13 protein-coding genes are annotated in these 14,522 nt (G+C 69.6%); 9 read left to right on the forward strand and 4 right to left on the reverse strand.

The features are described 5' to 3' along the window. Positions 1 to 747: 747 nt before the first annotated feature. A complete protein-coding gene (locus BUQ68_RS21310) occupies positions 748 to 1,494 on the forward strand; it encodes a DUF3750 domain-containing protein (RefSeq protein WP_075218053.1) in 747 nt (248 codons plus the stop codon). Between the two features lie 65 nt (positions 1,495 to 1,559). On the opposite strand, the gene ahpD is transcribed toward BUQ68_RS21310, so the two are convergent. Beyond that, positions 1,560 to 2,093 (reverse strand): alkylhydroperoxidase, AhpD family, encoded by a 534-nt coding sequence (ahpD, locus tag BUQ68_RS21315; protein ID WP_075218054.1) that lies wholly within the window; start codon positions 2,091 to 2,093, stop codon positions 1,560 to 1,562. Positions 2,094 to 2,218: 125 nt separating this feature from the next. Continuing rightward, positions 2,219 to 2,773, reverse strand: coding sequence for a peroxiredoxin (locus BUQ68_RS21320; protein ID WP_075218055.1), 555 nt, complete (start codon positions 2,771 to 2,773; stop codon positions 2,219 to 2,221). A gap of 680 nt (positions 2,774 to 3,453) precedes the next feature. On the opposite strand from BUQ68_RS21320, the gene nifA reads away from it, so the two are divergent. From nifA to hisG, 6 genes are all read left to right on the forward strand, one after another. Next, positions 3,454 to 5,241, forward strand: a complete 1,788-nt coding sequence (gene nifA, locus BUQ68_RS21325; protein ID WP_075218056.1) for a nif-specific transcriptional activator NifA — start codon at positions 3,454 to 3,456, stop codon at positions 5,239 to 5,241. A gap of 247 nt (positions 5,242 to 5,488) precedes the next feature. Then, positions 5,489 to 5,911 carry a DoxX family protein gene (locus tag BUQ68_RS21330; RefSeq protein WP_075218057.1) on the forward strand — a complete coding sequence of 141 codons (423 nt, stop codon included), beginning with the start codon at positions 5,489 to 5,491 and terminating at the stop codon, positions 5,909 to 5,911. Positions 5,912 to 6,121: 210 nt separating this feature from the next. Beyond that, a complete protein-coding gene (locus BUQ68_RS21335; protein ID WP_075218058.1) occupies positions 6,122 to 6,574 on the forward strand; it encodes a DUF427 domain-containing protein in 453 nt (150 codons plus the stop codon). A 177-nt stretch (positions 6,575 to 6,751) separates the two neighbouring features. Continuing rightward, positions 6,752 to 8,266, forward strand: a complete 1,515-nt coding sequence (gene hisS / locus BUQ68_RS21340) for a histidine--tRNA ligase (protein WP_075218059.1) — start codon at positions 6,752 to 6,754, stop codon at positions 8,264 to 8,266. Then, on the forward strand, positions 8,263 to 9,384 hold the full coding sequence (locus BUQ68_RS21345; protein ID WP_075218060.1) for an ATP phosphoribosyltransferase regulatory subunit: 1,122 nt from the start codon (positions 8,263 to 8,265) through the stop codon (positions 9,382 to 9,384). The genes hisS and BUQ68_RS21345 overlap by 4 nt, the downstream gene beginning before the upstream one ends. After that, positions 9,381 to 10,397 carry an ATP phosphoribosyltransferase gene (gene hisG / locus BUQ68_RS21350; RefSeq protein WP_075218061.1) on the forward strand — a complete coding sequence of 339 codons (1,017 nt, stop codon included), beginning with the start codon at positions 9,381 to 9,383 and terminating at the stop codon, positions 10,395 to 10,397. The genes BUQ68_RS21345 and hisG overlap by 4 nt, the downstream gene beginning before the upstream one ends. A gap of 227 nt (positions 10,398 to 10,624) precedes the next feature. Here the strand turns inward: hisG and BUQ68_RS21355 are convergent, their stop codons facing one another. Both BUQ68_RS21355 and BUQ68_RS21360 read right to left on the reverse strand, forming a co-directional pair. Continuing rightward, positions 10,625 to 11,266: a DNA-3-methyladenine glycosylase I gene (locus BUQ68_RS21355; protein WP_075218062.1), complete on the reverse strand. Its 642-nt coding sequence runs from the start codon at positions 11,264 to 11,266 to the stop codon at positions 10,625 to 10,627. Between the two features lie 85 nt (positions 11,267 to 11,351). Continuing rightward, positions 11,352 to 12,023, reverse strand: a complete 672-nt coding sequence (locus BUQ68_RS21360; RefSeq protein ID WP_083656791.1) for a protein phosphatase CheZ — start codon at positions 12,021 to 12,023, stop codon at positions 11,352 to 11,354. Positions 12,024 to 12,294: 271 nt separating this feature from the next. On the opposite strand from BUQ68_RS21360, the gene BUQ68_RS21365 reads away from it, so the two are divergent. Then, positions 12,295 to 13,107 (forward strand): DUF2927 domain-containing protein, encoded by an 813-nt coding sequence (locus BUQ68_RS21365; protein ID WP_083656792.1) that lies wholly within the window; start codon positions 12,295 to 12,297, stop codon positions 13,105 to 13,107. Between the two features lie 494 nt (positions 13,108 to 13,601). Next, the gene (locus BUQ68_RS21370) at positions 13,602 to 14,336 is read left to right on the forward strand and encodes a L,D-transpeptidase (protein ID WP_075218064.1); all 735 of its coding nucleotides are present in this window, start codon (positions 13,602 to 13,604) and stop codon (positions 14,334 to 14,336) included. Positions 14,337 to 14,522: the final 186 nt, after the last annotated feature.

Below are 14,522 nucleotides of genomic sequence, written 5' to 3' on the forward strand. Positions count from 1 at the left end.
GCGAAGGCGGACCACCCACGCATTGTCCAAGCAGCCGCGCCTTAACGATGCGTGGCTGGTCCGGCTGAACCGGACCATGACGAGGTCGGAGAGTGTGGGACGCGGTTGGAGGGTGGGTTAGGCGGTCGGAGGGTGTGGGACGCGGTTGGGGAGCGTGGCACGCGGCTGGAGGGTGTGGGACGCGGTTGGAGGGTGCGGTCGGAGGGCGAGGGACGCGGTCGGAGGGTGTGGCACGCGGTAAAAGGGCGAGGGACACGGATGGAGGGTGTGGCGCTGAAGGTCATCCGAGCTATTCTCCACGCCTCCCCACCCCGCGCCCACCCCGCGCGCCCTCCATCGCCGCCGCCCCGCTCGTCCCCCGCTCTCATTGTCTCGCCGGCCCGCAGCCCCGGCGGACGACCACCCGCCGCCCTCCTTCCCAGGGCGTCACCCCGGCGAACGCCGGGGCCCAACCGTCGCCTGGACCGACCGCAGCGGCGCAAAGACACCCACCGTCGGCTGGATCCCGACGTCCGTCGGGATGGCGGTCCAGTCTGGCGAACGGCGCATAAGACCCCGACCGAAAGGCTCCACCCCGCCATTCCCCCCCTCGTCCCCCGCTCCCCACGCACTTCGCCGCCGCGCCGCACTCCTCCCCCGATCCCCGCGCTCCCGCCGAACCCCTCCGATCCCTTCGCCCCTTTCCCGCCACAGCGGCGATCCTACATCTCCCCATTGCATCGACCTGCCCGAGAGAAGGACCGCCCCATGACCACACTCGCCGCCGTGCTGCGCTGGCTCGCCGTCGGGTTTCTGGTCCTCTACCTTCTGCCCATCGCGGTCTCGGCGCTCCTCTACTACGCGGCCGACCGGCCCGCCGACTGGCGCTCCGCCGACCGGTCGAGCGCCGGCCTCCTGCCGACGCCGCCGCCGGAGGCGGCCGTGGTGCGCATCTTCTCCGCCCGCACGGTACGCTGGCGCGGCATCTTCGCCACCCACGCCTGGATCGTGGTGAAGGACCAGGGCGAGCCCGACTACGAGCGCTGGGACTACACGGCCTGGGGCGACCCGATCCGCCGCAACGGCTTCGTGGCCGACGGCCGCTGGTTCGGCAGCGTGCCCGACCTGGTGTTCGCCGTCGATGGCGACGCCGCCGCGCGGCTGATCCCGAAGATCCGCGCCGCCATCGAGACCTACCGGCATGCCGAGCGCGGCAGCTACCGGGCCTGGCCGGGGCCGAACTCCAACACCTTCGTGGCGGCCGTTATGGCGGCGGTGCCCGAGATCCGCACCGCGCTGCCGCCGACCGCCGTCGGCAAGGACTATCCGCACGACGACCGCTGGGTCAGCGTCAGCCCGTCCGGCACCGGCGTCCGCCTCACCCTCGGCGGCTATGCGGGCTTCACCATCGGCTGGGTGGAAGGCCTGGAGTTCAACATTCTCGGCGCCATCGCGGGCCTCGACATCGCCCGCCCCGGCCTGAAGATCCCGGGCCTCGGACGCATCGGCGTGTGACGCAAAAGCCGATCTGGCCCGGACCGGGCGGGGCAGGACCGGCGCGCTTCGCCCCGTCGACCCCCTCAGGCCGCGGAAAGCTCCGCCGCCTCCAGGGCGATCGCCGCCGACTGGATGATGGAGGCGAAGCGGACGGCGGTCTGGATGGCTTCCGTGCTCACGCCGGCCTTCTGCAGCACGTCCACGTGGCTGTCGATGCACATGCCGCAGCCGTTGATGGCCGAAACCGCCAGCGCCCAGAGTTCGAAATCCACCTTCTCCACGCCCGGGTTGCCGATCACGTTCATCCGCAGCTTGGCCGGCAGCGTCTTGAAAACCTCGTGCTCGGTGAGGTGCAGGAAGCGGTAGTAGACGTTGTTCATGCCCATGATGGAGGCGGCCGCCTGGGCGGCGCCCAGCTCCGCGACGCTCAGCTTTTCGGCCGCTTCGCCGGCGAGGGCCGCGCGCACCACCGGGTTGCGGGACGCGATCCCGCAGGCGACCATGAGGCCGTACTTCTGGCGCGGCGTCAGGCTCTCGTCCGCCGCCATGGACGAGAGGTTCAGGCGGACATCCTTGGCGAAATCGGGAATCCGGGCTTTCAGGCTTTCGATCGACATCAGGGGCGGCTCCGGGCGGCGGAAGGGTCGAACGTGGAACGAAGAGGGGCGGATTGAAGGAACGCGGGGGCAGCGCCCCCTGGCCGCGTGCGGCCGGGTGGGGGCGCCGCCTTGGAGGATCGGGCTCAGGCGACCTTCAGCACCTCGCCGCCCACTTCCCGGTTGCACGGGCAGAGCTCGTCGGTCTGCAGGGCGTCGAGCACCCGAAGCGTGTCCTTCGGCGCGCGGCCGACGTTGAGGTTGGTGGCGTAGACGTGCTGGATGGTGCCGTCCGGGTCCACCACGAAGGTGTAGCGGTAGGCGACGCCGTCCGGCGAGCGCACGCCGAGGCCGTCCACCAGCGAGCCGTTGGTGTCGGCGAACTGCCAGATCGGCAGCCGGTCGAGGTCGCGGTGGTTGCGCCGCCAGGCGAGCTTGCAGAACTCGTTGTCCGTGGAGCCGCCCATCACGACGGCGTCGCGATCGTTGAAGTCGCCGGCGAGGCGCGCGAACTCGGCGATCTCGGTCGGGCACACGAAGGTGAAGTCCTTAGGATAGAAGAAGATCACCTTCCACTTGCCGGGAAAGCTCGCCAGCGTGATCTCCTCGAAGGCGCTCTCGCCCTTTTCCGTCACGTCGTTGAAGCCGGGCTTCACGCCCATGACGCTGAAGGCGGGCAGCTTGTCACCGATACCGAGCATGATTTCCTATCTCCTGACTGTCGGCGCCGGACGCCGGATGGGGAACGAGCCGGGAGACATGAAGCAAGCATCGGGCCACCGGCGGTGTCGGGCGGTTCGCGCGCTTGATGCAGAATAATGCGCATGTTTTTACCTATTGGTCAGCGGAATAGACGGCGAATTTCTCCTTTTCCGGTGAATGCCCCACCGTAGAAGTCTCGGCCCATCAACCGCTTGGCCGGCCTACCTCCACCAGCCGGCCCGCCGATGTCGTCCCCAGCCAATACCTGTCGGATCCCTTGTCGCGGACCCGACATCCTGTCGGTCGGCGCGACAGCGTGCGCCCGCCGGGCCGTCGCTGTCGCAAGGGCGCGGTGCATACCGGATCGGGCGCACTGCACAACCGCAGGGCAGCCGCCCGCCGAGGCCGGCGCACATGCGTAATCGCACGTAAGCGTAAACACTTCTTCTTTGGCTTTACTATCATCGATGCTCTGTTAGCGGGCAAATTGCCTGCAATCACGATAGGCAGCCTGCGATTTCTTTGGTGCTGACAGACGCGCGGCGTCTCTCCATCCTTTGGCGGAGATTGAGCCGGTTCAGGGATTGCGGCCGGTCCCCCCGATCGCCGCCCGAACCAGGAGTTTCCGCAAAGCGACCCGCGCCACGGACGGGTTCGCCAGATCAGTGGGGAGTCGGCCTTGACCATTCAGCCCGCCAGCTTCGCCGCATCCAGCCCGCCGCCGTCCCCCGCCCGCCAGACCAGCGGCTACAAGGACATGGCGCTTTCGGGCATCTACGAGATCTCCAAGATCCTCACCTCGGCCCGATCGTTGGAGTCCTGCCTCGCCAACATCGTCGCCATCCTGTCGTCCTTCATGCAGATGCGGCGCGGCATGATCCTGATGCTGGACGCGGAGGGCACGCCGGAGATGGCTGCCACCTCCGGCCCGTCCGCCAGCAGGCCGATGAAGGCCGCCAGCCTCGTGCCGCAGAAGGCGATCGACCAGATCGTCGCCACCCAGGTGCCGCTCGTCATCGAGAACATCGCCGAGCACCCGGTCTTCCGCGGCTCCGTCTACCTGATGGTGGCGCCGACCCGCTCGATCGTCAGCTTCATCGGCGTGCCCATCAAGGCCGACGGCCGGGTGATCGGCACCCTATCCATCGACCGGGAGTGGGACGGCCGCCTTCAGTTCCGCCTGGAGGACGACGTCCGCTTCCTCACCATGATCGCCAACCTCGTCGGCCAGACCGTCCGCCTGCACCGGCGCATCGCCGAGGATCGGGACCGGCTGATCCTCGACAAGCAGCGCCTGGAGAAGGCGCTCTCCACCGCCACCGAGGAGGCCGCGGCCCCGGCCGCCGGCAAGCCCGCCGCTGCCGCGCCGAAGACCGGCATCGTCGGCGACAGCCCCGCCCTGAAGGCCGTGCTCGCCATGGTGGACCAGGTGGCGCCGTCGAACGTCACCGTGCTTCTGCGCGGCGAGACCGGCACCGGCAAGGAGATGTTCGCCAAGGCCATCCACGCCCGCTCGTCGCGGCGGAACGCCCCCTTCGTCAAGGTCAACTGCGCCGCACTCCCCGAAAGCGTCATCGAATCGGAGCTGTTCGGCCACGAGAAGGGGGCCTTCACCGGCGCCCTCTCCAGCCGCAAGGGCCGGTTCGAGCTCGCCCATGGCGGCACGCTCTTCCTCGACGAGATCGGCGAGATTTCCCCCGCCTTCCAGGCCAAGCTCCTCCGGGTGCTGCAGGAGGGCGAGTTCGAGCGGGTCGGCGGCACCCAGACCCTGAGGGCGGACTTCCGGCTGATCGCCGCCACCAACAAGGACCTGGAGAAGGCCGTCGAGCAGGGCACCTTCCGGGCCGACCTCTACTACCGCATCAACGTGGTGAGCCTCCTGCTGCCGCCGCTCCGCGACCGGCCGGGCGACATCGCCAAGCTCGCCAAGAGCTTCCTCGACGCCTTCGCGATGGAGAACAAGCGCCGCCTCACCATTGAGGGCAGCGCCCTCGACACCCTGTCGCGCTGCTACTTCCCCGGCAACGTGCGCGAGCTGGAGAACTGCGTGAACCGGTCCGCCGCCATGGCGGGCGGCACGGAGGTCCGTCTCGGGGATCTCGCCTGCCAGAAGGGCACCTGCCTGTCATCCACCCTCTGGAAGGGCAAGACCGGCCTCACCGCCGCTCCGTCGTCCCTTGCGCCCGCGACGCTCGCCCCGCCGGCGCGCCCCTTCGAGCCGATTGGCGGCATCACCCTTCCGGTGATCGGGTCCACGGCCAAGCCGGCGGAGACCCTGCCGCCGGATTGCCGCGGCATCACCGAATGCCCCGCCGGCAAGTCCACCCGGTCGGAGCGCGACGACCTGATCGACGCCATGGAGCGGGCCGGCTGGGTGCAGGCCAAGGCGGCGCGCCTCCTCAATCTCACGCCGCGCCAGATCGGCTATGCCCTCCGCAAGCAGGGCATCGAGTTGAAGAAGCTCTGAAACCAGGCCCGAACGGGCATTGGCCGGTCAGACTGCAATGCACGGGAAGGTCGGACGAGCCCGACCTTCCCGTGCCGGGTACGAGACGGGAGACTGAGCAGAGACGGAGGCCGGCCGGCGGTGGATTGTGGCGCGATCGGTGAACGTGGTGTGCATCCGCCGCCGGCTAGTGCCTTAAAAGGAGAACAGTTACCTTCCGCTCAAGGTTGGCGCCCAACGCGCCGGCATAAGCCTCGAAGGTGCTTCCATGACCCAGTTTTCCGCTCCCGCTCTCCTGGCGGCCCGCGTCCTTCTCTCGCTCATCTTCATCCTGTCCGGCTTTCAGAAGATCACCGGCTATTCCGGCACGGTCGGCTATATGGAAGCCATGGGCGTTCCCGGCATCCTCCTGCCGCTCGCCATCCTGACCGAGCTCGGCGGCGGTCTCGCCATCCTCGTCGGCTACCAGACCCGCATCGCCTCCATCCTGCTCGCCGGCTTCACGGTCATCGCCGGCTACCTCTTCCACTACGCCGCCATCACCGGCACCGACGCCATGGCGGACATGATGCAGCAGATCATGTTCATGAAGAACGTGACCATCGCCGGCGGCTTCCTCGCCCTCTTCGTGAGCGGGGCCGGCGCCTGGTCGCTGGACGCCCGCTCCGGCCGGGCGCTCGCCACCGCCTGACGCGCGATCGCCGCCACGTCCTCGGCACAGAAAGCCGGCCGCTCCGCAACCCGCGGAGCGGCCGGCTTTTTTTTTGGCGGCGCGTGCCGGTTCGGACACCGTTCGTTCACCACATCGGCCGGCTCCAATTGTATGGCCGATGTTTCCGTGGAACCTTGTCCCTTCGATAAAAACAACAGTTTGGACCGCCCCCCTGGAGCCGCCCGCCTGATGACCCTCCTGCCCCGCGAAGACCTCAACGACTTCCCGGCCGTTCCCCACCTGGAACGCGTGCTCTGGCCCGTGGTGGTGCGCCATCGGGGCGAGCGGGTGGCGGCCAGCCTCAACGCCTGGCGTTTGGTGGAGAAGGGCCAGCCGCCCGTGCTCTTCCTGCCGCCGGAGGACGTCAGCCGCTTCATGGTCTCGCCGTCCAACCGGGTGGACGTGGGCGACGGGCTCGGCCTCCTGGTCTTCCACGACGTGATCGTCGGCCGCGAGATCGTCCGCAACGCCGCCTGCACGGTCGCGTCGCCGCCGCCGGCCCTCGCCGACATCGCCGGCCACTACGCCTTCTCGCCGGACCTCCTCGACCACTGCAGCGTCGCCGGCGTGGAAGCGCTCGGCGAAGGCGGCCCCACCGGCTCCTGGCGCATGCCGAACATCACCGCCACCGTCGACGCCTGACGCGCCGGCTTTCGCCCCGCGCTTCACCTGCCGGAAGCGCGCCTTGCCGCCCCGGCGCTCCCCGTGGGCGAACCTTGCTCCCGCCCCCTGTTTCGTCTACCAAACCGGCGCACGCCCGCGCCGGATCCTTGCCGGCCGCGGGGCCCGTACGCCCACCCGCGACCAGAGCCAGAACCGATGTCGGACTTCCTCAACGCGCGCCTGCCGCGCGGCTTCGTCGACCGCACCCCCGCCGAGCTGAAGGCGGCGCACCGGATGCTGGAGACGATCCGACACGTCTACGAACTCTACGGCTTCGAGCCCGTCGAGACCCCGCTCGTGGAGTATACCGACGCGCTCGGCAAGTTCCTGCCCGACCAGGACCGGCCGAACGAGGGCGTCTTCTCCTTCCAGGACGACGACGAGCAGTGGCTGTCGCTGCGCTACGACCTGACGGCGCCGCTCGCCCGCTATTTCGCGGAGAACAACGAGCGGCTGCCGAAGCCCTACCGCAGCTACCGGTCCGGCTGGGTGTTCCGCAACGAGAAGCCCGGCCCCGGCCGCTTCCGCCAGTTCATGCAGTTCGACGCCGACACCGTGGGCGCGCCGTCGGTCGCCGCCGACGCGGAGATCTGCATGATGGCGGCCGACACCCTGGAGGCGCTCGGCATCGCACCCGGCGATTATGTGATCCGGGTGAACAACCGCAAGGTGCTCGACGGCGTCATGGAGGCCATCGGCCTTGCCGGCGACGCCCACGCCGGCACCCGCCTCACCGTCCTTCGCGCCATCGACAAGCTCGACAAGATCGGCCCCGAGGGCGTCCGCGACCTCCTCGGCAAGGGCCGGCTTGATCCGTCGGGCGACTTCACCAAGGGCGCCGGCCTCGGCGAGGCGGAAGCCGCCCTGGTGCTCGGCTTCGTCGACGCCGGCAAGCCCACGCTCGACGACACGCTCGCCGCGCTCCGCGACCTGATCCGCACCAGCCAGACGGGCCTCGACGGCGTGGAGGAGCTCGCCCTCATCGGCAGCCTGGTGGACGCCGCCGGTTATGGCGACCGGGTCAAGATCGACCCCTCCGTCGTCCGCGGCCTTGAATACTACACAGGCCCGGTCTTCGAGGCCGAGCTCACCTTCCAGGTGACCGGCGACGACGGCCAGCCGGTCCGCTTCGGCTCGGTCGGCGGCGGCGGGCGCTACGACGGGCTCGTCGGCCGCTTCCTGAAGGACCCGGTGCCGGCCACCGGCTTCTCCATCGGCGTCTCGCGCCTGATGGCCGCCCTCACCCGGCTCGGCAAGCTCGGTGCCGGCACGGTCACCGGCCCGGCGGTGGTGCTCGTCATGGACAAGACGCCGGAGGCGCTCGCCGACTACCAGGCCATGGTGGCCGACCTTCGCCGTGCCGGCATCCCGGCGGAGATGTATCTCGGCGGCTCCGGCATGAAGGCGCAGATGAAGTACGCCGACCGGCGGAACGCCCCCTGCGCCGTCATCGTCGGCTCCAACGAGCGGGCGAACGGCAAGGTGCAGATCAAGGATCTCGCCCTCGGCAAGGCCCTTTCCGCCGGCATCTCCGACAACGCCCAGTGGCGCGCCGAACGCCCCGCCCAGCAGGAGGTGGACCGCGCCGACCTCGTCGCCGCCGTCCGGGCCATCCTGGACGCGGCCGCCGCCGACGGAAGCGCCGCCGGGGACGTCGGGAGCGCCGGATGACCGATCCGCTCGCCCCCGCCCTCCAGGCGCTCCGGGACGCCGGCTTCACGCTGGTCGACGTGCCGGTGCTGCTGCCGATGGAGGATTTCGTGCGCATCTCCGGCGAGGAGTTCCGCCGGCGCATCTTCACCACCATGGACAACCGCGGCACGGAATACTGCCTGCGCCCAGAGTTCACCATCCCGGTCTGCCGCCAGCGGCTCGCCGCCAATCCGGCCGGCGGCCGCTTCTCCTATTCGGGGCGCATCTTCCGCAACGGCCGGCCCGGCGAGGCCGACGAGGTCTGGCAGATCGGCGGCGAGGTGATCGGCAACCACGACGTCGCCGCCGAGGACGCCGCCGCCCTCGCTCTGTCGCTCCACGTCTGCCGCAGTCTCGGCGTCGCCGCCCTCGACGTCACGCTCGGCGACGTCGGCCTCTTCGCCGCGCTCCTGGAAGCCCTCGGCGTGCCGCCCGCCTGGAAGCGCCGCCTCACCGCCCTCTTCGGCGACCCGGCCCGGGTCGTGGAAACCCTCAGCCACATGGCCGAGGCGCGCTCCGGCATCACCGACTTCGCCGGTCACGGCCCCATCATCAAGGCGCTGAGCGAGTTCCCCGCCGAGAACGTCGGCCAGCTCTTCGCCGACATCCTCTCCATCGCCGGGGTGAAGACCGTCGGCGGCCGCACCACCGGCGAGATCGCCGAGCGGGTGCTGGAGCAGGCCATGCTGGCCGCCGAGGAGATGATCCCGGAGGCGCACGCCGCCGCCATTCGCGATCTCCTGTCGCTGGAGGCGGAGCCCGACGCCGCCGCCAAGGCGCTCGACGCCCTCTCCGCCCGCATCGGCCGGCCGGCCCGCTTCCAGGCGGCGGTCGATCTCTTCGCCGCTCGCGCCGCGGCGCTCCAGGCCGTCCGCCGGCCGGACGTGCGGATGCGCTTCGCCGGCGCGTTCGGCCGCAAGCTCGGCTACTACGACGGCTTCGTGTTCGACATCCATCAGACCACCCGGCCGGACATCGGCCAGCTCGCCGGCGGCGGCCGCTACGACGGCCTCCTTGCAGGCTTCGGCGCCGCGCCGGGGGTGAAGGCGGTCGGCTTCGCCGTCTGGACCGAGCGTTTTCCGGGAGTCCCCACATGACCGGCCCGCTCGTCGTCGCCGTGCCGTCCAAGGGGCGGCTCCAGGAGCAGACGCTCGCCTTCTTCGACCGCTCCGGCCTGCCGGTACGCCAGGCGCGCGGCGCCCGCGACTATTTCGCTCGCATCTCCGGCCTGCCGGACGCCACCATCTCGTTCCGCTCCGCGTCCGAGATCGCCCGCGAGGTCGGCGCCGGGTCGGTGCATCTCGCCGTCACCGGCATGGACCTCCTGCACGAGACCCTCGGCGGCGCCCAGGACGAGATCCGCCCCGGCGTTTCGCTCGACGAAACTGCTCCGCCGCCGGCCCACGTGGTTACCCGCCTCGGCTTCGGCCACGCCAACGTGGTCGTCGCGGTGCCGCAGGCCTGGCTCGACGTGGTCACCATGTCGGACCTTGCCGACGTCGCCGCGCGCTTCCGGCTGAAGCACCACCGGCCCATGCGGGTCGCCACCAAGTACGTGTCGCTCACCCGCCGCTTCCTCACCGGCCATGGCGTGCACGACTACCTGATCGTGGAAAGCCCCGGCGCCACCGAGGGCGCGCCGGCCGCCGGCAGCGCCGAACTCATCGTCGACATCACCTCCACCGGGCAGACCCTGGTGGAGAACGGCCTGAAGGTGGTGGACGACGGCGTCATCATGCGCTCGGAGGCCGCCCTCGTCGCCTCGCTCGAAGCCGGCTGGAGCGACAAGGTCCGCACCGCCGCCCGCACCATGCTGACCCGGATCGCCGCCGACGCCCGCGCCCGATCGGTGAAGATGATCGAGGCCGCCGTCACGCCGTCCGTCTCGCTGTTCGAGGCCGCGCGCATCCGCTTCGGCGCCACCGCGCCCTTCACCGGCGGCAACGGCACCGGCGGCGGACCCGCCATCTTCCTCTGCCCGACGAAGACCGTCCACGGCTGCGCCGCCTGGCTCCTGGAGACCGGCGCCACCACCGTGTCGGTGCGCACTGTCGACTATGTGTTCGAGGCGGAAAACCAGCTCTGGCTCGATCTCGCCCGCCGGCTCTGATGGCCGGTGCCAGAACGTGAAGAAGGCCGCGGTTCCGGGGGGAAACCAGCGGCCTTCACATGCGCACCGTGATCGGGGGCACGGCTTGCTCAGACCCCACCGAACGGCCGTCGCGATCGGGGTAGCGACAGTGTTCGTGCGATCTACGTGAAAATACGTGCGTGCCCGACGGCCGGATCACAGGCGGATCACGACGTCCGGGGATTTTTTTCGCCGGTGCCGGTCGTTCAGTCCGTCCGCGCGGGCGACCGGAATCGGAGGCGATCCTCCCGGCATGCGGCCGCGCACGGGCAGCCGTCCAGGTGCTCGTTCACCAGCCCCATGGACTGCATGAAGGCGTGCACCGTGGTCGGCCCGACGAAGGTCCAGCCCCGCTTGCGGAGCGCCTTGGACAGCGCGGTGGAGGCCGGCGTGGTCGGGTTGGCGACGAGCGTCGCATGGTCCATGCGCGCCGGCCGGGTGGCCGGGTCCGGCTCGAAGTCCCACACGAAGGCGGCGAGCGACCGGCCGGTCTCCTCGCGGAGCGCCCGCGCCCGGCGGGCGTTGTTGATGGTGGAGACGATCTTGCCGCGGTGGCGCACGATGCCGGCGTCGGCCACCAGTCGCTCCACGTCCGCCTCGGTGAAGGACGCCACCGTCTCGATGTGGAAGCCCGCGAAGGCCGCGCGAAAATTCTCGCGCTTCTTCAGGATGGTCAGCCAGGACAGGCCCGACTGGAACCCTTCCAGGCAGAGCTTCTCGTAGAGCCGGTCGTCGTCGTCGACCGGGCGCCCCCACTCGGTGTCGTGGTAGCGCTGGTAGATCGGCTCGCCGCCGGCCCACCAGCAGCGCACCACGCCGTCGTTCCCGGTGATCAGACCGTCCGCCATGCGCCACGCCCCCTGCGCCCGTCCGCGCCGGCAGAGTGGCCCGCCTCGCTGTCACCGCCTGTCAGCAGCTGTCCGCCCCGTCCGCTCAGGCGAACAGCGCGTCGATGTCGTCCTGGCTCGCCACGTTGTCGGCGTCCGGCAGCGCCGGGCCGTTGAGGAGTGCCGCGTCGCCGACCCGCTGCAGGCTCTCGTCCGCCTCGATGCCGTTGAACGTCTCCATGCCGCCCCAGATCTCCATCATCCGGGTCACCCGGTCCTCGATGAAGCGCAGCACGTTGACGACCTTGGTGATGCGCTGGCCGGTCAGGTCCTGGAAGTTGCAGGCCTCGAAGACGGTCAGCACCTTCTCCTGGATGTCGGCGGCCAGCTGCTGGTCCTGGCCCTTCAGACGCGCCGACAAGGTGTTGGCCGCGTCGTCGATGGCCTCCGCGGCGGAAAGGATCGATTCCGTCGCGTTCTCCGTCCCGTCCACCACCGCGTCGAGCTCGTCGGTGACGCGGCTCATCTCCTGGCCCTTGAAGCCGGAGACGTGGAGGGTGGCGATCTCCCGCTTGGTGCGGCTGATGGCTTCCTGGATCTCGTCCAGTTCGGCCTTCATCTTCAGGGCTTCCACCGTCTGCTGGCGGAAGTCCTCGATGATCTCGCGGCTGACCTCCTTCTGCGGCTGGACCAGCCGGCGAAGCTCCGCGATCTCCCGCAGAATCTGGTCCGCCTTGCCGTCGCCCGATACAGAGGGCGACGCGCCCGCGTTGGTCATCCCCAACAGTGCTTCGACCCTGTATGCCTTTCGGCCTGACATATTGCCATCCCCTCGCAGACGCAGGCGCCGACCATAGCCGCGCGGGGTTAAAAACTCGTTTGGTGGCAAGCCATAGTCACATGCAGCGTACACATTGTCCCTGACCCTAAACCGTTTGACCTTCAGGCACGGGCAGGTAAACTCCCCGTTACCAGAGGCGTGAAGACACGGAATATCGTGCGCACGCGGAACACGCGGTTGGACGAGAGCCGCCGGCAGGGGACGGAGAATGGTCGGACGGCTGACGGACAGCGGCCCGGGCCGCATGGCGCGCATCGTGGAGGCGATGACGACCGGCGCGCGGGTGTGGGAATGGGCTAAAGGCCGCGTTGGCGGCGCGCTCGCAGGATTTTTCGTCGGTGTCGTGGCGCTCGTCGCGATGCCGGCCACGGCCGCACCCCTCAAGGGCTTCAGCGACCAGGACCTCGCCCTCGGCTTCTACGCCACCGTGTTCGGCCTGGAGCACGGCTCCGCCGGCGCCGGCATGGTGAAGAAGTTCGAGAGCCCGGTCCGCTTCGAGATCGCCAGCCACTCGCTCATCGACCGCGAGCGCGACGTGGCCGACTTCATCCGCCAGTTGCCGCGCACCATCCGGGGTCTCGACGCCCGGCTCGCCAAGGGCAACGAGGAAGCCAACTTCAAGGTAATCGTGGTCGACCGCGATTCCTACGTCCAGCGCGCCCGGCTCGACGCCTTCTCCAACGCCTTCGCCCGCGTTCCGGGCAACTGCATGGTGAAGGTCGACTTCACCGGCACCGGCATCCGCCGCGCCACGGCCGTCATCGTGTCGGACGACGGCGAGACCCTGTTCCGCCGCTGCATGGTGGAGGAGATCCTGCAGGGTCTCGGCCCCATGAACGACGACACCCGGCTCCGCCACAGCGTCTTCAACGACCGCTCGCCGCACGTCCGCTTCATGCCGTTCGACCGGGCGATCGTGACCATGCTCTACGACCCCCGCGTCCGCCACGGCGCCACCAAGGCCGAACTCACCGCCCTCATGCCCGCCCTCATCGCCACCGCCCGCAAGACGGTCCGCTGAGGCAGGACGAGGTCGCCGGCCCTGTGGCGTTCGGCGGGAATGCGTGGGTGGTCCGCCTTCGCGGATCATGACGATGGAGCGGGCTTGGGACATTGATGAAGTGTCGCCGACCTCGCGCGCCGTCATCCCGACGAACGTCGGGATCCAGCCTACGGTGCCTAGCGTTCGACGGTGCGGTTGATGGTACCGACGGTTGGGCCCCGGCCTTCGCCGGGGTGACGCTTCGGGCGAACGACGCATCTCCGGAATTGGGCCGCCGCACTCCAGAAACGCGCGCCGCCCCCTTCCCACACCCTCCCGGATCGTCATGGTCCGCGTGAGGCGGACCACCCAAGCATTCCCCCCCCTTTTCACCCTCGATTCACCATAAAATCAGATCGAAACAACTCTAACCAATTTGGCACTCTCCGATTCACCAATTCGGTCCGACCCGCTTCCTACACTCCCCGCCAGTTCACCGCGGCCCCCGCCGCCACTGTCCTGTCGAGGGTTCCATGCGTCTCACCAGCCTTTTCTCGATCGCCGTGACGGCCATGCTGGCCGTCGGGACCGGCGACGCCGTCGCGCAGAGCGGGCGCTACGCGACGCCGCCGCCCATCGTGCTGTCGCCCAACCTGACCGAGCCCTGGATCACCCAGCTGCGCCCTGGCAACGTGCCCATCTACCGCAAGCCGAAGAGCGAGGCGCGGGTCAGCCGCCTGCCGGCGCCGGCCAACGAGATCGAGATCACGCCCGCCGCCGCCCAGGCCTCCCCGAAGGCGCTGCACCCGTCCCAGCGCCCCCTCAAGCCGGAATTCCTGCCGACGGTCGTCGACTACGACGGCCCCTACGCCCCCGGCACCGTGGTGATCGACACCAACACCCGCCATCTCTATCTGGTGGAGGCCGGCGGCACCGCCCGCCGCTATGGCGTCGGCGTCGGCCGCCCGGGCTTCGAGTGGGCCGGCACCCACCGGGTCACCCGCAAGGCCGAGTGGCCGACCTGGCATCCGCCGGCGGAGATGCGCCAGCGCCAGCCCTACCTGCCGGTGCGCATGGAGGGTGGCCCGAAAAACCCGCTCGGCGCCCGCGCCCTCTACCTCGGCTCCACGCTCTACCGAATCCACGGCACGTCGGAGCCCTGGACGATCGGCTCGGCCGTGTCGTCCGGCTGCATCCGCATGCGCAACGAGGATGTGGTGGATCTCTACCAGCGCGTTCCGGTCGGCGCCAAGGTGATCGTCCGCTGACGCACCCCTCCGGCGCGGCCCTCGCGGCAGCGCCGGACCGTCCGTCCTAGAGCGCTTTCCGACCTGATGGAATCATCAGGTCGAGAAGAAATCGCTCCAGATTCGATATCCTGGAGCATTGTCTCATCGACCCGGTCTTTCAACTTGGTCGGACAATGCTCTAGGCCGAGTGTTCCGGCGCGAAAA

It is taken from the genome of Mongoliimonas terrestris, from assembly GCF_001927285.1.
Lineage (GTDB): Bacteria > Pseudomonadota > Alphaproteobacteria > Rhizobiales > Pleomorphomonadaceae > Chthonobacter > Chthonobacter terrestris.

Coding starts and splice junctions, on each gene's coding strand:
- hisG (WP_075218061.1), top strand. CDS start 9,381: ATGACCGGCCCGCTCGTCGTCGCCGTGCCGTCCAAGGGGCGGCTCCAG.
- BUQ68_RS21360 (WP_083656791.1), bottom strand. CDS start 12,023: ATGACCAACGCGGGCGCGTCGCCCTCTGTATCGGGCGACGGCAAGGCG.
- BUQ68_RS21320 (WP_075218055.1), bottom strand. CDS start 2,773: ATGCTCGGTATCGGTGACAAGCTGCCCGCCTTCAGCGTCATGGGCGTG.
- hisS (WP_075218059.1), top strand. CDS start 6,752: ATGTCGGACTTCCTCAACGCGCGCCTGCCGCGCGGCTTCGTCGACCGC.
- BUQ68_RS21370 (WP_075218064.1), top strand. CDS start 13,602: ATGCGTCTCACCAGCCTTTTCTCGATCGCCGTGACGGCCATGCTGGCC.
- BUQ68_RS21365 (WP_083656792.1), top strand. CDS start 12,295: ATGGTCGGACGGCTGACGGACAGCGGCCCGGGCCGCATGGCGCGCATC.
- BUQ68_RS21330 (WP_075218057.1), top strand. CDS start 5,489: ATGACCCAGTTTTCCGCTCCCGCTCTCCTGGCGGCCCGCGTCCTTCTC.
- ahpD (WP_075218054.1), bottom strand. CDS start 2,093: ATGTCGATCGAAAGCCTGAAAGCCCGGATTCCCGATTTCGCCAAGGAT.
- BUQ68_RS21335 (WP_075218058.1), top strand. CDS start 6,122: ATGACCCTCCTGCCCCGCGAAGACCTCAACGACTTCCCGGCCGTTCCC.
- BUQ68_RS21355 (WP_075218062.1), bottom strand. CDS start 11,266: ATGGCGGACGGTCTGATCACCGGGAACGACGGCGTGGTGCGCTGCTGG.
- BUQ68_RS21310 (WP_075218053.1), top strand. CDS start 748: ATGACCACACTCGCCGCCGTGCTGCGCTGGCTCGCCGTCGGGTTTCTG.
- BUQ68_RS21345 (WP_075218060.1), top strand. CDS start 8,263: ATGACCGATCCGCTCGCCCCCGCCCTCCAGGCGCTCCGGGACGCCGGC.